Annotated in this window: 16 protein-coding genes; 8 read left to right on the top strand and 8 right to left on the bottom strand. The window is 56.9% G+C overall.

Annotated features, from left to right (window positions below):
* Positions 1-34 precede the first annotated feature (34 nt).
* The 4 genes from ACR0JR_RS03920 to ACR0JR_RS03905 are packed head-to-tail and all read left to right on the top strand — an operon-like array spanning position 35 to position 4,561.
* Positions 35-799 (top strand): GntR family transcriptional regulator, encoded by a 765-nt coding sequence (locus ACR0JR_RS03920; protein WP_480455075.1) that lies wholly within the window; start codon positions 35-37, stop codon positions 797-799.
* Between the two features lie 7 nt (positions 800-806).
* Positions 807-1,724 carry a dihydrodipicolinate synthase family protein gene (locus ACR0JR_RS03915; protein ID WP_480455074.1) on the top strand — a complete coding sequence of 306 codons (918 nt, stop codon included), beginning with the start codon at positions 807-809 and terminating at the stop codon, positions 1,722-1,724.
* A gap of 3 nt (positions 1,725-1,727) precedes the next feature.
* Positions 1,728-3,224 (top strand): aldehyde dehydrogenase, encoded by a 1,497-nt coding sequence (locus ACR0JR_RS03910; RefSeq protein ID WP_480455073.1) that lies wholly within the window; start codon positions 1,728-1,730, stop codon positions 3,222-3,224.
* Complete coding sequence (locus tag ACR0JR_RS03905) at positions 3,221-4,561, top strand: NAD(P)/FAD-dependent oxidoreductase (protein WP_480455072.1); 1,341 nt, start codon at positions 3,221-3,223, stop codon at positions 4,559-4,561. Before ACR0JR_RS03910 ends, ACR0JR_RS03905 begins: the two co-directional genes overlap by 4 nt.
* 12 nt (positions 4,562-4,573) lie before the next feature.
* On the opposite strand, the gene ACR0JR_RS03900 is transcribed toward ACR0JR_RS03905, so the two are convergent.
* The 4 genes from ACR0JR_RS03900 to ACR0JR_RS03885 form a co-directional block, all read right to left on the bottom strand.
* The gene (locus ACR0JR_RS03900) at positions 4,574-5,308 is read right to left on the bottom strand and encodes an SDR family NAD(P)-dependent oxidoreductase (protein ID WP_480455071.1); all 735 of its coding nucleotides are present in this window, start codon (positions 5,306-5,308) and stop codon (positions 4,574-4,576) included.
* Complete coding sequence (locus ACR0JR_RS03895; protein WP_480455070.1) at positions 5,305-6,036, bottom strand: SDR family NAD(P)-dependent oxidoreductase; 732 nt, start codon at positions 6,034-6,036, stop codon at positions 5,305-5,307. The genes ACR0JR_RS03900 and ACR0JR_RS03895 overlap by 4 nt, the downstream gene beginning before the upstream one ends.
* Positions 6,037-6,048: 12 nt before the next feature.
* The gene (locus tag ACR0JR_RS03890; protein ID WP_480455069.1) at positions 6,049-7,152 is read right to left on the bottom strand and encodes a mandelate racemase/muconate lactonizing enzyme family protein; all 1,104 of its coding nucleotides are present in this window, start codon (positions 7,150-7,152) and stop codon (positions 6,049-6,051) included.
* Between the two features lie 78 nt (positions 7,153-7,230).
* On the bottom strand, positions 7,231-8,781 hold the full coding sequence (locus tag ACR0JR_RS03885; protein WP_480455068.1) for a trimethylamine methyltransferase family protein: 1,551 nt from the start codon (positions 8,779-8,781) through the stop codon (positions 7,231-7,233).
* Between the two features lie 355 nt (positions 8,782-9,136).
* Here ACR0JR_RS03885 and ACR0JR_RS03880 point away from each other — a divergent pair, with 355 nt between their 5' ends.
* Positions 9,137-10,396: a YfiM family lipoprotein gene (locus tag ACR0JR_RS03880; protein WP_480455067.1), complete on the top strand. Its 1,260-nt coding sequence runs from the start codon at positions 9,137-9,139 to the stop codon at positions 10,394-10,396.
* A gap of 385 nt (positions 10,397-10,781) precedes the next feature.
* Here ACR0JR_RS03880 and ACR0JR_RS03875 read toward each other — a convergent pair whose 3' ends face one another.
* Positions 10,782-11,867 (bottom strand): DUF2652 domain-containing protein, encoded by a 1,086-nt coding sequence (locus ACR0JR_RS03875; RefSeq protein ID WP_480455066.1) that lies wholly within the window; start codon positions 11,865-11,867, stop codon positions 10,782-10,784.
* Positions 11,868-12,121: 254 nt separating this feature from the next.
* Positions 12,122-13,372 carry a tyrosine--tRNA ligase gene (gene tyrS, locus ACR0JR_RS03870; protein WP_480455065.1) on the bottom strand — a complete coding sequence of 417 codons (1,251 nt, stop codon included), beginning with the start codon at positions 13,370-13,372 and terminating at the stop codon, positions 12,122-12,124.
* A gap of 230 nt (positions 13,373-13,602) precedes the next feature.
* On the opposite strand from tyrS, the gene ACR0JR_RS03865 reads away from it, so the two are divergent.
* The gene (locus ACR0JR_RS03865; protein WP_480455064.1) at positions 13,603-14,682 is read left to right on the top strand and encodes an anhydro-N-acetylmuramic acid kinase; all 1,080 of its coding nucleotides are present in this window, start codon (positions 13,603-13,605) and stop codon (positions 14,680-14,682) included.
* 101 nt (positions 14,683-14,783) lie between these two features.
* Here the strand turns inward: ACR0JR_RS03865 and ACR0JR_RS03860 are convergent, their stop codons facing one another.
* Positions 14,784-15,203, bottom strand: coding sequence for a cupin domain-containing protein (locus ACR0JR_RS03860; RefSeq protein WP_480455062.1), 420 nt, complete (start codon positions 15,201-15,203; stop codon positions 14,784-14,786).
* Between the two features lie 87 nt (positions 15,204-15,290).
* Between ACR0JR_RS03860 and ACR0JR_RS03855 the strand changes: the two genes are divergently transcribed.
* Positions 15,291-16,709: a protein adenylyltransferase SelO gene (locus tag ACR0JR_RS03855; RefSeq protein WP_480455191.1), complete on the top strand. Its 1,419-nt coding sequence runs from the start codon at positions 15,291-15,293 to the stop codon at positions 16,707-16,709.
* Here ACR0JR_RS03855 and ACR0JR_RS03850 read toward each other — a convergent pair.
* Positions 16,685-17,596: an adenylate/guanylate cyclase domain-containing protein gene (locus tag ACR0JR_RS03850; RefSeq protein ID WP_083829000.1), complete on the bottom strand. Its 912-nt coding sequence runs from the start codon at positions 17,594-17,596 to the stop codon at positions 16,685-16,687. The two genes, ACR0JR_RS03855 and ACR0JR_RS03850, sit on opposite strands and share 25 nt — an antisense overlap.
* 215 nt (positions 17,597-17,811) lie before the next feature.
* On the opposite strand from ACR0JR_RS03850, the gene ACR0JR_RS03845 reads away from it, so the two are divergent.
* Positions 17,812-18,516, top strand: a complete 705-nt coding sequence (locus tag ACR0JR_RS03845) for an endonuclease/exonuclease/phosphatase family protein (protein ID WP_029621850.1) — start codon at positions 17,812-17,814, stop codon at positions 18,514-18,516.
* Positions 18,517-18,578: the final 62 nt, after the last annotated feature.

The following is an 18,578-nucleotide window of genomic DNA, read 5'->3' as shown; positions in this document are numbered from 1 at the left end:
GCACGAAAACTAACTGTATACAACATGTATTTTTATGAGATACCACGATACGCATACGCGAATCGAAAACGGCAATGGAAGGCGTGGGATGAAGGGCGAGCACAGATCACCGAAAGAGGCGCTGGCCGAACATCTCAAGATGTCGGTTCTGACCTTGCGCCTGAGCCCCGGAGAGGATCTGGACGAGGCGCAGCTGTCGCAGGCCTTTGGCCTGTCGCGCACGCCGTTGCGCGAAGTGTTCCGGCAGTTGGCCGGTGAGGGCTATCTGGACCTGCGCACCCATCGCGGGGCGCGGGTGTCAGAGATGTCTCATACCACGCTACGCGATTTCTTTCTGGTTGCGCCGATGGTCTATGGCGCGGTGCTGCGGCTGGCAGCCTCCAATGCGACGCCCGATCAGATCGATCAGTTAAAAGCGGCGCAAGAGACGTTCCGGCAGGCCTTGCGCAACGGCTCGGCTGAAGATCGGACGCTGGCCAACACTCGGTTTCACGAGGTGACCGGTGAGATGGCAGGAAATGTCTATCTATCGCCTTCGTTCAATCGGCTTCTGATCGATCATGCGCGGATCGGGATGACATTTTATCGCCCGCAGACCGCACGGATGGCTGAGAACCTGTCGCAGGCCAGCCACCAGCACGACGCCATCATCGCCGCCATCGAGGCGGGCGATGAGGCGGCTGCTGCGCAGCTTGCCGACGACCACTGGACCCTGTCGCGCGATCAGATCGAGCTGTTCGTGATGCCTGAGGGTTTGGATTTTCCGCTGGGGCAGGTCCCCGGCAAGACATCTGCATGAGGGACACATGACACCGATCTTCAGATTTGAGGGTATCTACACGCCGGTGGTGACGCCCTACGCGGCGGATGGCAGCGTGAACTGGGACGCCTTGGCCGAGGTGATAGACTATCTGGTCGAACAGGGTGTGCACGGGCTGATCTCGGGTGGATCGACCGGTGAGAACTATGCCCAGACGGTTGATGAACGGCTGGAATTGGCGCGCTTTACGCATGAACAACTGAAGGGGCGTGCGCCTCTGGTTGTGGGAACGGGGGCGATGCTGACCGGCGCTTCCGTTGCGCTGGCCTCGGGCGCGAGGGAACTGGGCGCGGATGCGATCCTGTTGGCCAGCCCTCCGTATTCGGTGCCGACAGATCGTGAGAATGCACTGAACGCTCTGGCGATCGACAAGGCGGCTGATCTGCCAGTGATGCTGTACAACTATCCGCATCGGACCGGCACGATGATGGGCGAAGAGTTCCTGGATCGTGTGGGGCGCAGTCGGAATTTCTGCGGCATCAAGGAAAGCTCGGGCGATATCAACCGGGTGCATCTGCTGGCGCGGGATTACCCTCATATTCAGCTGGGCTGCGGCATGGACGATCAGGCGCTGGAGTTCTTCGCCTGGGGCGCGCCGTTCTGGGTCTGCGGCGGATCGAACTTTCTGCCCGCTGAGCATGTGGCGCTGTATCAGGCCTGTGTGATCGAGGGCAACTTTGCCAAAGGCCGCCGCATCATGAGCGCGCTGATGCCATTGATGCGGGTGCTGGAGCAGGGCGGCAAGTTCATCCAGACGATCAAGCATGGCGTCACGATGAACGGGTTCGATGCGGGTGAGGTGCGGCCCCCGCTCAAAGGGCTGAACAAAGATGACAAACGCGCGCTGGAACAGGTGACGCGGGTTCTGAAACGCAAAATTGCAGATATCGTGGCGGAGGGTTAAGGCATGAGCTTGCTGACGAAAGACGAATACGACTCCATCGCTGCGCATCTGGATTTGCCGACGGGCGCGTTCATCGACGGCGGCTATCGCCCGGCAATCTCGGGGCAGGTGTTCGAGACCGTGAACCCGGCAACCGGCGCGGTGTTGACCAGTATTGCCGACTGCGGTGCCGAGGATGTGGATTTCGCAGTCGAAAAGGCGCGTGAGGCCTTTGACGATGGGCGTTGGTCTAAGATGCACCCGTCGGATCGCAAGGACGTGCTGATCCGCCTGAGCAAGCTGATCACCCGTAATGCGCGGGAACTGGCGGTGATGGAAAGCATCGACAGCGGTAAAACTATCTATGACTGCGAAACCGTGGATGTGCCCGAGACGATTCACTGCCTGAAATGGCATGCCGAGGCGATTGACAAGATCTATGATCAGGTCTCACCGGCCAGTGATGACCATATCGCCATGGTCGTGCGGGAACCTATCGGTGTGGTTGGGCTGGTGCTGCCGTGGAACTTCCCTTTGCTGATGCTGGCATGGAAGATCGGGCCTGCATTGGCAGCGGGTTGTTCCGTGGTGGTGAAGCCTGCGACCGAGACCTCTCTGACCGCGCTCAAAGTGGCGGAATTGGCTGCAGAGGCGGGTTTGCCGCGCGGGGTTTTGAACGTGGTACCGGGGGGCGGTGCCGAGGTTGGCGAACCCATTGGGCGGCACATGGATATCGACATGGTGTCCTTCACCGGGTCGACCGTGACGGGCAAGAAATTCCTGAGCTATTCAGCCGAAAGCAATGCTAAGGAGGTGGTGCTTGAGATGGGCGGCAAGAACCCCGCCATCGTGATGGACGATGCCGAAAACCTCGACCGGGTGGCGGCGCATATCGTCAATGGCGCGTTCTGGAATATGGGCGAGAATTGCTCGGCCTCTTCGCGGTTGATCGTGCATAAGGACGTGAAGGCAGAATTGCTGGAACGGATCGCGCATCATGCCAAGCACTGGAATGTCGGCGACCCGCTGGACCCTGAAACTCGGTTGGGCGCGCTTGTCAGTGAAGGGCATTATTCCAAGGTGTGCGGCTATCTGGATCAGGCCGAAACCGTGCTGATTGGTGGCAAGGCGGAGAATGGGTTCGTCGAGGCCACGGTGATCGAAGTGCCCGGAAACGATGCCACGCTGGCGCGCGAGGAAATCTTTGGCCCGGTCTTGTCGGTGATCGAAGTCTCTGGCTTTGACGAGGCGATTAGCATTGCTAATGACACTGAGTATGGCCTGTGTGCGTCGATCTTCACGGCCAACGCCAAACGCGCCATCCGGGGCGCACGGGCGATCCGGGCGGGAACCGTCACGGTCAACAGCTTTGGCGAAGGTGACATCACCACACCATTTGGCGGTTACAAGCAATCGGGGTTTGGTGGTCGGGACAATTCGGTCCATGCGCATGATCAGTATACCCAGCTGAAAACCATTTGGATTGATCTGACTGATGACGAAGATGAGGCGGTGGATTGACGAGCTACGCCGCCAAACGGTTGCCCCGGCAGACCGGCGCGGCGGGATGGAATGCGATCCTGCCGCCGCAGCAATCGCTGCCCCGGCTTGAGCAAGACCAGACCGCAGATGTGACCATCATCGGCGGTGGTTTTGCCGGGCTGTCTGCGGCGCGGCGGCTGCATCAGCTTGATCCGGGGCTGAAGGTTGTCGTGCTGGAGGCAGGGCGCTTTGCCGAAGGCTCGGCCGGGCGCAACTCGGGCTTCATGATCGATTTGCCGCATGATCTGGCCTCGGACAATTATGCAAGCGACGGGCTGGAGGCGGACCGGGCCTCGATTGCGCTGAACCGGCAGGCCATTTCTTTTGCGACGCAAGTCGCAGAAGAATGTGATCTGTCGCTGGAGATGTTTGACCCGTGCGGCAAGATCAATGCCGCAGCGACACCAGATGGAGATCGGCACAACGCAGACTATGCGGAACATCTGGCGCAGATGGGAGAGTCTTACGAGCTGTATGATGCACACCAAATGCAGGCGCTGACGGGTAGTCCGCATTACAGTTCTGGCCTGTTTGCGCCGGGAACCGTGATGATTCAGCCCGCTTTTTACGTCCGTGCCCTGTCCGCGTACCTTGCAGGACAGATTGGGGTGTTTGAGAATTCACCCGTCACGGGGTTTAGTAAGAAGGGCAGTGGCTGGGAGGTAGAGACCGATAGGGCGAAGATCTCGACCGGGCAGATTGTGATGGCCACGAATGGTCATCTGGAAAGCTTTGGATTCTATCAGCGGCGTTTGATGCACATCTGTCTCTACGCGTCGATCACCGAACCGTTGAGCGAAGCGCAGATCGCCAAGTTGGGCGGGCAGCCGCGCTGGTCGGTGACGCCTGCGGATCCGATGGGCACTTCGGTGCGGCGGGTTTCGGGCAGCTATGGGGATCGTATTCTGATCCGAACCTGTTCCAGCTATCATCCGGATATCCGAAGCAGCGATAGCCAGTTGGATCGGGCAGGCGCTGTGCACGACCGCAAATTCCGAGAACGGTTTCCGAACCTGCCCGATGTGGGGATGGAGCATCGCTGGGCCGGGATGTTGTGCCTTAGCCGCAATGGTTCAGCCGCATTTGGTGAGGTTGATCAAGGGGTCTATGCCGCCTGCTGCCAGAACGGATTGGGCATCGCCCGCGGCACGTTGCAAGGAATGGGCGTAGCAGAGCTTGCGCTGGGGAAAGACTCCCAGGTTTCAGACCATTTTCTAGCGCAGCCGATGCCGCCGCGCTTGCCACCCGAGCCCTTCGCATCAGCGGGTGCCAATGCGTATCTGCGCTGGAAAGAGTGGCGATCCGGGGCGGAATAACCCGCCTGCTGGTCAGGGCAGGCTAAGCTTTGCCATCCGCCCGCCATCGACGGTGTAAATCTGGCCGGTGACAAACCCGGCCTCATCAGCAGCCAGAAACGCGACCAGTGCGGCGACTTCTTTGGGATCACCAGTGCGGCCTACGGGATGAATACGGGCGATATCCCGGCCGAACGCGGCGGGGTCGTCCATGCTGTCGATGAAATCGAGGTTGAGATCGGTGTCGATCCAGCCCGGAGCAACCGCATTGCAGCGGATGCCCTCTGCGCCATGGTCGACGGCAACCGCGCGGGTCAGCCCGTGCAGCCCGGCTTTTGAGGCGCAATAGGCGGCATGACCGGGATTGCTGCCCAGCCCTTCGACCGAGCCGATGTTGACGATGCTTCCCTTAGTTTTGCGCAGATACGGCAGAGCGGCTTGGATCAGCAAGAAAGGGGCGGTCAGGTTGACCATGATGTTGCGTTGCCAATCCGCCAGAGACATGTCGTCGACCGATGCTTCCTGCATCATGCCCGCGTTGTTGACCAGCACATCCAGCCGACCCGCTTGAGCAATGACCTGCTCGATGATCTGTGAGGTTCTGTCGGGGTCTGAATAATCCGCATGGAAGGAGGGGAAGTCGTCGTCTTGCCCACGTTGAGCGGTGTAGACATCGGCCCCTTCGTCGCGCAGACGCTGGGCGATGGCGCGCCCGATGCCGCTGCGTCCGCCAGTAACCAGCGCAGTTTTTCCGACAAATCTGTTCATTGCACCGGCTTGCCTCCGTTCACTTCAACCAACGCACCGCACATGTACCGCGCGGCGTCCGAGGCCAGAAACAGGATCACGTCCGCGATATCCTCGGGTTCGGCAATTCGGCCCAACGGCACTGATTTTCCAAGCTCGGCAACGGCACTATCGGGATCAAACCCCCGTTTTGCAAAGCCGGAGCGCAGCATCGGTGTGTTCACTTCATTCGGGCAAACGGCGTTTATGCGGATGCCCTGATGCGCGTGATCCTGCCCCATGCATTGTGTGAGACTGGCGATGGCCGCTTTGGTCATGCAGTAGACCGCATGATCCGGGCCGGGTCGGAGGCCCCAACAGGACGCGGTGTTTACGATTGTTCCGCCACCTGCCGCGGCCATGATTGGAATGGCGGCCCGGCAGATGCGGAACGGGGCCTCGACATTCACACCCAACGACAGGGCCCAATCCTCATCCGAAGTCTCGGTCACAGCCCCGCGCGTGATGACGCCCGCATTGTTGACTACGATATCAAGACTGCCCAGAGCATCTGCGGCCTTCGCGGGCAGTGCGTCGGCATAGCTCGTGTCAAGAAGATCACCGGGGAAATGCGCTTCTGCTTCGATCCCCTCCGGTGAGCGGTCTGCCACCGCCACTTGCGCGCCCGCAGCGCGCAGGCGCTGCACGAGAGAGGCTCCGATACCCCCGGCGGCACCGGTCACCAGGGCTGTTTTTCCTGTGAAATCCATGTCTGCGTCCAATCAGTAGGATGCGACCGACGCGCCAAATCGGCTTTCGTCAGGTGAGACGCCGAGCCCCGGTGCGGAGGGAACGCGGATATGCCCGCCCTCAATCCGGATACCGTTTTCGGGATCGTAATTGCCTTCGATATAGGGTGCAGCGAGCCATACACCTTCGAGCAATTCGGTCTTCACCGTAGCACCGATATGGGTGCAGGCCGCTGCGATAATGTCGCCGCCCCAGCTATCGTCACAGGTATGGGGCAGGTTGCGGGCCTCGCAAAGATCGCGGAAGGCGCGCATCGGGTGCAGGCCGCCTATACGGGTGACCTTCATGCCGAACCCGTCCACCAGCCCGGTGCCCGCCGCGGTAATGACGGTGTTCAGGCTGGTGCTGTTTTCATCCATGTAGATCGCGTGACCAACCTGTGGCCGGATTTTCTGCAGATCTTCAATCGTGTTACAGGGCTGCTCCATGATGAAGGGAATGTCGGGACATTCGCGGCTCACACGCAGCGCATCTCGGGTGGTCCAGCCACGGTTGCCATCCACGGCAAGGCGCATGCCAGAGCCACCGATCACCTCCCAAACTTTGCGGATGGTTTCGATATCCAGCTCTACCGGGCGACCGCCGACCTTGATCTGCAGGCGAGGATAGCCTTCGGACTGCTTATCCGCAGCCAACCGGGCGATGTCATCCGGTGCGCCGACGCCTGTTGCGTAATACGAGGGCACTTTGTCGGTTACAGCACCTCCCAGCAGGGTCGATACACTTACACCATAGTGTTTGCCCAACAGATCATGCGCCGCGATATCAATTGCCGCTTTGGCGTAGTTATGACCGTTCAACAGGCTGTCCATTTGGCGATGCAAGCCAAGCGGCGAGACCTCAGCGCCCAGCAGATCTGGTGCCATCTGCGCTAGCGCGGCCCGTGCGCCTGCCGCATGTGCTTCAGCATAGGTGGGACCGACCGGACAGGTCTCGCCCCATCCGACTAGACCGTTATCAGCAACCAGTTTGACCAGAGTTGTATCCAGAGCCCAGACCTGGGCGCGGGCCATGGTGTATGGGCCATTTTTCACCGGTAGATCATGGCCGTAGATGTGGATTTCAGCAATTCTCACGTTTTGTGTTTCCCGATGTCTCTGAATGGAAAAGACCCGCCCAATAGTTCGGGCGAGTGAGTTTCAGGGGAGTGTATCTCAGTATGTTTGATTCAACTCATCGGCTGCCGGAATTTCTCGTTCACGCCGTGCGATGTAGTCCAGCAGCTCTTCGTTCTTTGCGATATCGAGCGTCGGTTCTTGGTACTCAGCCAACAGCTTGCGGGCGTGCTTGAGGGCGCGTTCGGTGATTTCGACACATCCCTCAGCCTGCCATTGCTCGATCGAATTATTGTCGAACATGTCGGGCATGAAGAACGCGCTTTGGAAATTGTCCTGCGTGTGGGGGTGACCCAGATAGTGCCCGCCGGGGCCGATATCACCAACGGCGGAAACCGCCTGATCGAAATCGTGCCATTTTGGACCCTCGGCCATGCGATAGGCCATGGCGCATTGTTCCGCGTCGACGATGAACTTCGCGGTCGAGCAGTGCATCCCGGCCTCATTCCAACCGGCCGAATGCCAAATGTAGTTGGCGCCGGAATGGATCACCGCCTGTAGAGTGGTTGCGGATTCATAGCCTGCCTGCGCGTCAAAGGTTTTTGCCCCGCCCAGCGTGTTCGAGGTGCGCCATGGTACGTCATAGTACCGGGCCATCTGTCCGATCATGAAGTTCATCAGGCTGATCTCGGGCGTACCGGCCATCGGTGCACCAGATTTCATCGATACAGTCGACAGGTAGTGCCCGTAAATCGCAGGCGCGCCTTTGCGGATCACCTGCGTATAGGCCAACGCGCTGAGCGCTTCGGCGTTCAGCTGCGCCACGGTGGCGGGTACACTGGCAGGCGTGTTGGCCCCGCCTAGTACGAAGGGCGAGCACAGCACAGGCTGCTTACGGCGACAGAAGGCCCGCATTGCCCCCAACATGGTTTCATCCCAGACTAGCGGGGAGTTGCCGTTGCAGTTGCCGGTGGTGACAGGGTGATCCTCAAGGAAATCCTCGCCAAACAGGATCGCGCACATCTCCATGACATCTTCGGCATTCTTGGGACTGGTGGTCATGCCCATGAAGGTCTTGTCCGAGTGTTTCATCGACGAATAGGTGATCCGCAGATGTCGCTGGCTGATCGGGTGGTCATAGGGTTCGACGATATGATGGGCCGACGAATGAAGCGCGGGTAACATGTGGCTGAGCTTGTGGAACATCGCCAGATCTTCCAGCGTCGGGTTGCGGCGCACATCGTCCAGATCGCGCAGGAACGGCGCGCCGGTCATCGGTACAAAAATCGAGTGTTTGCCACCAAGTCGAACGTTCTTTTTCGGATCGCGCGCGTGGTAGGTGAAGTCTGACGGGATGGTCGCGATCAACTCGCGCACCAGACCGCGATCCAGATAGACCAGTTCACCTTCAACTTTGGCACCGGCCTTTTTCCAGTCTTCCAGCGCGATGGGGTCGCGGAACTGGACACCCACGTTTTCCAGAATTTCCATCGATGCCGCATCGATGCGTTCAACCTGAGTTCCGTCCATCACTTCGCAGAGCGGTAAGCCATGGGTCAGCCCTGGTAGCATCTCGAAATTTGGAGCGGTGCGGATGGCGCGTCGGGCAGAGCGCCCTCCGGTACGTGTGGCAGTGGCAGTTCTGGTCATATGGTGCCTCCTTCCGGTTCAGAGTGGAACGGAAAGGGTGGGGCTCACATGCAGGAATGCGAAAGTCTGTTGCGAAATACGACGCCGGGAGTCGTCAATAATGCGGCAATCCGAAGAAGGTTATTGATGTTGGTATTGTTGTCTCAGGTTTGACAGTCTCATGACCAATTAAGCATTGGCATTTTCCGATGCTTGGGCTGCATTATCCAAATTCGTTTCACAGGTTGGCGTTCATCGATTTCAGATGATTTCTTTTTTGAGGGCTTGCATACTTAAATAGTGTTGTTGGCCGAGTGGATTATGCATGTTGCGCAGGTTTCTAAAGATATCGATAATTTCAGTTGCCGCAGTGTTGATGGCTTTGATTGTGCTTGTCCTGGTCGTCGTCGAGGACGCTCCACTAGTCGAAGCAGGAGCACCACCTTCTCCTAAAGATGTGACAGAAGCGCGTGAATTCGTACGAGGCCTGAGGTCCGCTATTCAGCCAAAGTTATCAGAAACGGCTTCATTCACTACGAACGAGGATCAACTCAATAGTGTCTTAAAGCTAGGAGGGCGCTTCGTTCCCGGATTTCGCGGCGAACTCAGTGTTGATGGTAAGAGCGTTTATGGAATTGCCTCAGTCCCGGTTCCGTACACTAACAAATGGATGAACCTGCGCGCATCTGTACCTGAATTTGAAGGCCCATTTGTGCTTTCAAGCGTTCAACTAGGGCCCGTCACAGTCCCTCCAAGTCTCGCAATTAGCCTCGCGCGAATAGGCGGTAATGTAATTGTGGGAGAGCAGTTCGGTAATATCGTTCTGAACGTCGCGGATAGCATGCATATTCATGATGGCAACGTGGCCTTCCGTCTGACGATGAACGAAATGGGTAGTAACGGATTAATGCGAGGGATTTTTGGGAGCTTGCGTGGTTCCGACATGCCCGACTCAGGAGACATTGACCGCTATTATTTGGAGTTTCGTTCAGCAATGGATCTCGGCGAACTGCCGACAAGCGGAAGTTACCTGCCCTACTTGCTGTTTATGCTAGAGGCCGCTCAAGAAGGAAGCCAATCCGAGGGTGTGGCGAACGCTTACACGTCCGCGATTATTGCCCTTACACTGATTTGTGGCGCGAAAGACTTTACCTTGATTGTTGGTGGCATGGTTGGAAGTGAATTTGCTGAGGACAATAACTGGAAAGCTGATTGTGGTGAATTGACTCTGAATGGGCGCATTGACAGTCGCCGACACTTCACAACTGCCGCCGCGTTGCAAGCTGCAAGCAACCGTGGCTTTGCCGTATCAGTAGGAGAATTCAAGGAGCTCTACGACACCGTTAAGTCTGGAGGTTTCGACTTCACCGACTTGGCGGCGAATAATTCTGGAATTCGGATGTCGAACAAATTTATGTCTACACCAGCCCCTGATTGGGCTGAACTCATACATGGGATCCGGTCGGAAAATGATGTCATCATAGGATTCGAAGATATTCCCCAGATCATGTCCGAAGAAGATTTTGAGAATAACTACAAAGATGTCGAGAGCATCGAGTATCTTAAAATGCTGAATCTGATCGAGGCTCGGATCGATGAACTTGAATTGCATAGACGCGGTAATCGCATCGATTGAACGTCATTCACCTTTGGTGGACTTAGACGCGAGGAAATGCCTAGTCCGAACTCAAAGCGCACCTCTGCCAGCCTGGCGCTAATATAATTCAGATTGAATTGTTCAATCTGAAATACCAGCTGCTAATCTGTGGAAGCTCAAAGGTGGCCGTTTACCTAGATCAACCCAGTTTCACCACCGTTCCACTTTTTCCTGCACTTTGTATGATCGGCGTTGGCAGCACCGACGCGGTGACCATCAGGCCCGCATCTGCCACCTTGCGGGCAACCGGTACAATCTGGCTCTAGGTGAACAACCCTGATTGCAAAGATAGCATCTTGTTCGATGATGGTACGATATTCTCAGCCCATTAAGGTGCGTAGATGCCGTCAAAGATTCAGCGTTATTACTCTTGTTTCTTTTGATTAAACTCCAGCGCCATCTCATCGAGAATGCCAAAAGCCACCGGATAAAAACTTTCGAATAATTCGATCACCGCAGCTTCCTCCGCCGGATGATGTTTTCCGTCAGAGTCTGTTAGTCGGCCCATACGAAATACAATTTCGGTGCCTTCTTCAATCGGGACCAATTCATAAGTCTCAATATTCGTAAGACCTTCGATGGAGGAGTTGTGCAGAATGTCGGTTACATATTCGAATGGCTGCCAGTCGACGATCAACATCTGAAAATGTGCGGCTTCATGAATGCAGTGCAACCGAACGCCGACCGATGTGCGCGATGCATCTCCTTCGCGATAGGCGTCCTTCAACATCATCCAGCGCATCTTGAGCCGGGGATCTGTAAGCATTTCCCAAGCCACTCCCGGGGGTGCGTTCAGCATGTGCCGAGTTGTGAATACTGCTTCTTCGTCTGTAACGCGGACAGGTCCGGCGACTTCACGGTATCGTTGCCAGGCTGCAGCAAGGTCGTAGACCTGCATGGGTACGTCGCCAAAGTGCTCGAACTGAGCGCTGTATTGCATGAGATCAGACTCGATGCCCATTGCCTGGAACGCGTCTTCTGAGAACAGCGCGTAGCTGAGGATACCTGTATCCTCTTTCACATCTGTTTTTGCCATCCGATGCACGAGTATGACGTCAGCACCGGAAATATCTTTCATCGGGCCAATCGAAAGCTCTTCAAATTTCCCGTGATGCGCAAGGATCTTCAGATCGAGATCAGCAACGTTGCGACATGCATTGCAGGGACAAGTCGTGTTCTGCACAATGTTCCGGCGGCGTTCGGCAAACGCCCGATAAAGGCTTTCACATATGTTGAGGAAAGTTTCACCTGAAGGGAACGGTCCACTCGAATAAGCGAGAACGGCGTCACCCTCGAGGCCTCGCAACTTCATCGGGTCTTTCAGTTCCATCACAATTGCCTCAAGCAAAGAATGGATGATTGGGTTGGCATGCTCCAACTCAGACCGGGTCAAGTATCCTGTGTAACCGGTGATATCGGCGATTAGCAGGTAACCTGTCTGAACAGACACAATCACAATATCCCTAATTTCGAGCGTCAATACTCATGGTAGACTTTGAAACTATTTCGGGCAACGCAGTTCACAAACAAGAGCTGAACGACCAGAAATGGCACCGGCTGATACCATTTTCTGACAATTGATCTTCTCTTTCGGGCTCAAGGCAATCCCCGTCGAGTGAATGCAAAAAAAATTGCAGATCGAGTTACTCGATCTGCAACATTTTCTCCAAAGCACAAATGCTTGATAGCAGTTCTTTGACTGGATTAACCAAGTTTCACCAGCGCATGGCGTTTCTTGCCTGCGCTCAATTTGATGGGCGATGACAGTGCGCCTGCGTCGATTAACAGGCCTGCGTCAGTCAGCGGGGCATCGTCCAGCTTGGCGCCGTTTTCAGCGATCAGGCGCTTGGCCTCTTTACCGGATTTGGCGAGGCCGGATTTGACGATCAACTGAACGATGGACATGCCTTCACCCAGTTCCGATGCGCTGAGGGTTAGGGTCGGGAGGTCTCCGCCAACGCCGCCTTTTTCGAACACCTCGCGCGCGGTTGCCTCGGCGGTTGCGGCGGCTTCGGCACCGTGCAGCAGGGTGGTGACTTCGTTCGCAAGGCGCACCTTGGCCTCATTGACCTCGGACCCTTGCAGCGCGCCCATGCGATCACATTCGTCGATTGGAAGCTCGGTAAAGATTTTCAGGAACCGGCCCACATCAGCGTCGGTGGTGTTGCGCCAGAACTGCCAGAATTCGTAGGGCGACAGCATATCGCCGTTTAGCCACACGGCGCCGCCCTGCGACTTGCCCATTTTACGGCCATCGCTTGTGGTCAGCAGAGGCGTGGTCAGGCCATAGATTTCGTGATCCAGGACGCGGCGGGTCAAGTCGATGCCGTTCACGATGTTGCCCCACTGGTCCGAGCCGCCCATCTGCAAAACGCAGTTGTACCGGCGGTTCAATTCGAGAAAATCATAGGCCTGCAGGATCATGTAGTTGAATTCGAGGAACGACAGCGATTGCTCGCGATCCAGCCGCGATTTCACGGATTCAAAGCTCAGCATCCGATTGACCGAGAAATGCCGCCCGATATCGCGCAGGAAATCGAGGTAGTTCAGGCTGTCCAGCCATTCGGCATTGTTCAGCATCAGCGCGCCGGTCTCGCTGTCATCATAGGACAGGTATTTCGAGAACACCTGTTTCATGCCCGCGATGTTGGCGTCGATCTGTTCGGGGCCCAGCAATGGGCGTTCGTCCGAGCGGAATGACGGATCACCCACTTTCGTAGTGCCGCCGCCCATCAGGGTGATCGGTTTGTGACCTGTCTTTTGCAGCCAGCGCAACACCATGATGTTCATCAAGTGACCCACATGCAGAGACTGCGCCGTGGCGTCATAGCCGATATATGCCGTCTGCACCCCAGAGATCAGCGCGTCGTCAAGGCCCTGATAATCGGTGCAGTCGGCGAGAAAGCCGCGCTCGATCATCGTGGCGATGAAATCCGATTTGGGGTGGTAGGTCATATCGTGCCCTCGGGGTTACTACTGCGGAGCACTGTATAGGCGGCGTCAGAGGCAAGGAAAAGGCACCATTTCCAAGAAAAGTGCCGCTCGCGCCTGATGTGTCTTGCCTTGGCTTGGCGTTACCGTGCAGGTTGTGCCCAGAACCCGGCGAACGGGTGTTTGAACGGAACAATGAGGTCGATGTGGGCAGGGTCATCAGCAAATCGGGAGCGATCAGATCGTTAGGTGCCATGTCAGGAACCTCTCTGGACGGTGTCGACGCGGCAGTGATCGAAACCGATGGGCAGGAAATTTTTGATTTTGGACCAATTGCCTACCGGGCGTATTCAGAGGAAGAGCGTGAGGCCTTGCGCTCAGCGCTCGGGCAGTGGCATGGCTCCAAAGTCGATACTGCAGCTGAATTGGTAACTCGCGCGCATGCCGAGGTTCTGTCTGAATTCGAAGAAGTTGACCTGATCGGCTTCCACGGCCAAACGCTGGCGCATGAACCACGTGGGCGTGGGACTTTGCAGGTGGGTAACGGTTTGGGCCTGTCGCAGGCCCTTGGATTACCAGTGGTTTGGGACTTTCGCAGCGACGATGTGGCGCTGGGCGGTGAAGGGGCACCGTTGGCACCGTTCTTTCACTTTGCCTGCGCCAAGTGGATTGGGGCGCAAGAGCCGATGTGTTTCCTCAACCTCGGAGGTGTGGGAAACCTGACTTATGTCGATCCGTCATTTGATGGACCCGAAGCACCTGGGGCGTTGCTGGCTTTCGATACCGGGCCAGCCAATGCGCCGATAGATGACCTGATGCAGGCGCGATTGGGCCTGCCGATGGACCAGGATGGCGAGCTGGCGCGTGGTGGGACGGTCGAAACCGGTGCGCTGGAGCTCTTTCTGGCCGAACCTTTCTTTAATCGTATGCCCCCCAAGTCGCTGGATCGGAATGATTTCTCGGAAATGATCGATCTGGTGAAAGAACTGAACGATGCAGATGCGGTCGCCACGTTGACGGGCATGAGTGCAGCAGGTGTTGTGCAGGGAATGGAGCATTGCCCCAAGCCACCTTCGCGCATTCTGGTGACGGGGGGTGGCCGCAAGAACCCGGTGTTGATGGAAATGCTGCGCGTATCGCTGGATTGCCCAGTAGGGCCGGTTGAGGCGGTTGGTCTGGACGGCGATATGCTTGAAGCCCAAGCATTTGCCTATCTTGCGGTTCGGGTAGCGCGGGGCTTACCGACATCTGGTCCGGGTACAACCGGGGTTAGTGCATTGGTTGGAGGCGGCGTCGTGTCGTCGCCAGCGCGGGGTGAGGTGGTTGGCGGGTAGGGGGTTCTGCCCCCGGTCGCTGCGCGTCCTCCCCCGGGATATTTTGAGCCAGATAAAGAAGCGGATGCCTTTGGGATGTAATCCTGTGGGTCCAGTGATTATTATTTTGCGGGAATATCGAAGTCGGGTTCTGCGAGCTCGAAACCTTCAAACTCAAAGCCTGGGGATACCGTGCAACTGACCAATGTGTAAGCTCCGGTGCTGCGCGCTGCTTGCCAATACCCCTTGGGAACAATCAGCTGGGGTGCGCCGTTGGCCAAGTCCGGGGTGAGCGTGTAAGCGATTGCCGGACCCGCATCGGTTGCGCTGATCGACAAGGTCAACGGTGCGCCTGAATGGTAGAGCCAGATCTCGGTCGCGTCGACTTTGTGCCAATGGCTGCTTTGACCTTCGGTCAGCAGGAAATAGATGCAAGTACCGGTGGCGCGGCCGGGATTGTCGGCCCGCCAGGTTTCTTTGAACCAACCTCCTTCGGGGTGCGGTTGCAGATCCAGGTGATTGATGATGTCTTGTGGGTTCATGGCGGCCTCGGGTTCGATTGCGCTGATTATGCACGGCGTCGTATGATCCGCTATGGCAATTGTGTAACCAGCGCATATGTTTGCCGCATGACCATGATGATCCCTTTTGACAATAGTTACGCCCGCCTGCCGGAGGGGTTCTTTGCGCGGCAGGCTCCTGCACCGGTCCGCGCGCCGCGTTTGATTGCGTTTAATACCGATCTGGCACAGCTATTGCGGATAACGCTCGACGAGGCTGAAGAGATGGCACAGGCGTTTGCAGGGAATATCGTTCCGGAAGGTGCCGAGCCCTTGGCGCAGCTGTATTCCGGGCATCAGTTCGGTACCTATAACCCCCAGCTTGGAGATGGACGTGCAGTTCTGTTGGGCGAGACCATCGGCGCAGACGGGGTCAGGCGGGATATTCAGCTGAAAGGCTCGGGCCAGACGCCGTTTTCGCGCCGGGGCGACGGGCGCGCCTGGCTAGGGCCGGTGTTGCGCGAATATGTCGTGTCTGAGGCGATGCATGCGCTGGGCATTCCGACGACACGCGCCCTGGCGGCGGTCGAGACCGGTGAGATCGTGTTACGGGAAGGTCCGATGCCCGGTGCGATCCTGACGCGCGTGGCGCAGAGCCATTTACGCGTGGGTACCTTTCAGGTTTTTGCCGCCCGAGGACAGTTGGACAATCTGCGAAAGCTGACAGACTATGCTATTCAGCGTCACTATCCGGACGCACAAGGTCCGATGGGATTGCTGCGTGCTGTGCGCGATGCGCAGGCGCGACTGATTGCCCAGTGGATGAGCGTTGGATTTATTCACGGGGTGATGAATACGGACAACAGCTCGATCGCGGGTGAAACCATAGATTATGGACCTTGCGCCTTTATGGATTCCTATCATCCGAATACGGTGTTCAGCTCGATTGACCGGATGGGGCGTTATGCCTATTCCAACCAGCCTGAGATTGCGGTCTGGAATCTGGCGCAATTGGCGACTTCATTGATTCAGCAGTTCGAAGACAAAGACGCGGTGGTTGAAGAAGCAACCGAAATTGTCCATGCCATGCCTGACCTGATGCAAGAGCATTGGTTGAAGAGGTTCCGGGCCAAGATCGGATTGGTTCGAGCTGAGGAGGGGGACCTTGAACTGATCTCGGACCTGCTGGTGCGGATGGCGCAGAATCAGGCAGACTTTACCAACACGTTTCGTGCGCTGGGCGGTGATCATGCGCGGGATCAGTTCACTGATCCCGCGGCGTATGACGAATGGGCTGAAGGATGGCGCGCGCGTTTGCAGCGCGAAGATACTCCTGACGTCGTAATGAGTGCTGCAAACCCGGCTTTCATTCCGCGCAACCACCGGATTGAGCAGATGATACAGTCGGCCGTTCAGGGAGATTACGGACCATTCCATCGTTTGAACGACGTTTTGTCACGACCCTACGAGGATCAGTCCGATGCGGTTGATCTGACACGCCCTCCATCCGAGAGCGAAGTGGTTCATGCCACGTTCTGTGGTACCTGACTGCGGCCCAAAAGCTCGAACTGCAGGCAGGTTTCGGACTGTTCAATGGGCAGCGCTGGAGAAATCCAGCCGCTGTCTGCCAACATGACGGATTCGCGCTTGAGCTGGATTTCACGACCAGCCTCAGATTTCAAATAGGTGCCGGATGTGCTTCGGTCTGACAGGATCAGCTTGCCATCCTTGATACTGAGGACAGCATGCAGGCGCGACACCCATGGTTGGGACAGCACGACGTCGCAATCTTGTGATCGGCCAATTGCCAGCTCGCCATTCTCGTGGCAGCGCCACGAGCGCTCCCCATGGCTAAGCAAAAGGGTCAAACGTTCCGCTGGCTTCCAGTGATCTTCGGTCCGGCCATGGGACAGTGGCAATCTGGTTTGCGTGAACGGGTCCATGTCCGGGTTCATCAAGGAATAGACCATGAACCGCTCTGTCAAACCTTTGAGGTTGAGTTGCCCAAGCGGTTTGAGAATCTGGCGCAAGTTTTCCTGTAGCATCGTCGCGACGCCATTGCTGACACAGGCTTCTCCTGGGTTGGCGGCTGTGGCAAGACGGGCGGTCACATTCACCGCTTCGCCATAAACACCTTTTTCGGCGATGACGATCGGCCCGCAATGTACACCAACATGCACCGACAGTGAGGTTTCCGGGGACTGTTCGATCAGACCCATCGCTGCATTCAATGCTGCGTTTGGATCCAGGAAAAAGCTTAGAACATCATCCCCTTTCTGGCCAACTTGTGTGCCACCATGGGTTGCAAGTACGCGACGTAGCCGATCAAGCTCCATTTGGATAAGGCGCTGCGCTTCGCCTTCGCCCACTGCTTTGTACAATGGGGTGCTCCCTGAAATGTCTGCGATTACCAGGGTGGCGAATGTTGTATTCACGTTTGATCCTTAGTTTGGCTTTACGGGCACTTTACCCATAGAGATGCACGTGTACACGATATTTGCGTTTTGGTGGAGCGCATTGTGGTAAAAGCAATTTTAAGTTGATTAGTGGTGATTGAACCAAAGCAATCTATCTGGTTCCTGCAGGAATTTCATGTTGCACTAGGCGCTGAGAGTGGCACTCTTAGTGTTTGAGCAAACATCGGAATCCCATGGTCCTTCAGTCAACACTGCGTCTAGCCAGTTACAACATTCAGAAATGTGTGGGACTCGACTTCCGACGGCAACCGCAGCGGATATTGCAGGTTATTGAGAGTATGCAGGCGGATATTGTTGTGCTGCAGGAGGCCGACAAACGTTTGCCACCGCGCCCTGCCGCGTTGCCGCATTTCATGTTGGACGAAGCCGGCTGGCAGATTGTCGATCTGGGTGGTGCGGGCAGTCTGGGTTGGCACGGCAACGCCGTCATCTGGCGTGGAGACACAATTGCGGTGCGCCGGACAGGGCATCACGAGTTGCCGGGGCTGGAGCCGCGTGGTGCTGTGCGGGTTGAATTTGATACACAGATCGGGCCCTTGCGCGTGATGGGGATGCATCTGGGATTATTGCCCGCGTCGCGACGCCAGCAAATCAACCATATCAAGCGCTGTGACTCCGATCTTGAGGATATGCCCACCGTCTGGGCTGGCGATTTCAACGAATGGTCGCGACAACCGGTTCTGGATCATCTGGCTCCGGACATGAGGTTTTTGCCGCCCGTACCCAGCTTTCCGGCTGCACAGCCATTGGGCGCGCTGGACAGGATCGCAGTGGGGCAGGGGCTTGAGGCAGCATTGCATGGGGTGCACGATGCGCGACCGGCGCACATCGCGTCTGACCATTTGCCGGTTTGGGCCGATTTGCGACGCGCTGCCTGATGCGTAAATCCTGTGTGGCGCAAGGCACTCAGACATACTATGACAGAGTTTCGAACAGTTCC

This window comes from Ruegeria sp. AA3, assembly GCF_056542905.1.
The sequence above is the reverse complement of the archived record's forward strand: the minus strand, read 5'-3'. Positions and strand labels throughout refer to the sequence as shown.

Bases quoted from the DNA above. Each gene is read 5' to 3' on its own strand.
- ACR0JR_RS03920 (WP_480455075.1), top strand. From the start codon at position 35: ATGAGATACCACGATACGCATACGCGAATCGAAAACGGCAATGGAAGG.
- ACR0JR_RS03915 (WP_480455074.1), top strand. From the start codon at position 807: ATGACACCGATCTTCAGATTTGAGGGTATCTACACGCCGGTGGTGACG.
- ACR0JR_RS03910 (WP_480455073.1), top strand. From the start codon at position 1,728: ATGAGCTTGCTGACGAAAGACGAATACGACTCCATCGCTGCGCATCTG.
- ACR0JR_RS03900 (WP_480455071.1), bottom strand. From the start codon at position 5,308: ATGAACAGATTTGTCGGAAAAACTGCGCTGGTTACTGGCGGACGCAGC.
- ACR0JR_RS03895 (WP_480455070.1), bottom strand. From the start codon at position 6,036: ATGGATTTCACAGGAAAAACAGCCCTGGTGACCGGTGCCGCCGGGGGT.
- ACR0JR_RS03885 (WP_480455068.1), bottom strand. From the start codon at position 8,781: ATGACCAGAACTGCCACTGCCACACGTACCGGAGGGCGCTCTGCCCGA.
- ACR0JR_RS03880 (WP_480455067.1), top strand. From the start codon at position 9,137: ATGGCTTTGATTGTGCTTGTCCTGGTCGTCGTCGAGGACGCTCCACTA.
- tyrS (WP_480455065.1), bottom strand. From the start codon at position 13,372: ATGACCTACCACCCCAAATCGGATTTCATCGCCACGATGATCGAGCGC.
- ACR0JR_RS03865 (WP_480455064.1), top strand. From the start codon at position 13,603: ATGTCAGGAACCTCTCTGGACGGTGTCGACGCGGCAGTGATCGAAACC.
- ACR0JR_RS03860 (WP_480455062.1), bottom strand. From the start codon at position 15,203: ATGAACCCACAAGACATCATCAATCACCTGGATCTGCAACCGCACCCC.
- ACR0JR_RS03855 (WP_480455191.1), top strand. From the start codon at position 15,291: ATGACCATGATGATCCCTTTTGACAATAGTTACGCCCGCCTGCCGGAG.
- ACR0JR_RS03845 (WP_029621850.1), top strand. From the start codon at position 17,812: ATGGTCCTTCAGTCAACACTGCGTCTAGCCAGTTACAACATTCAGAAA.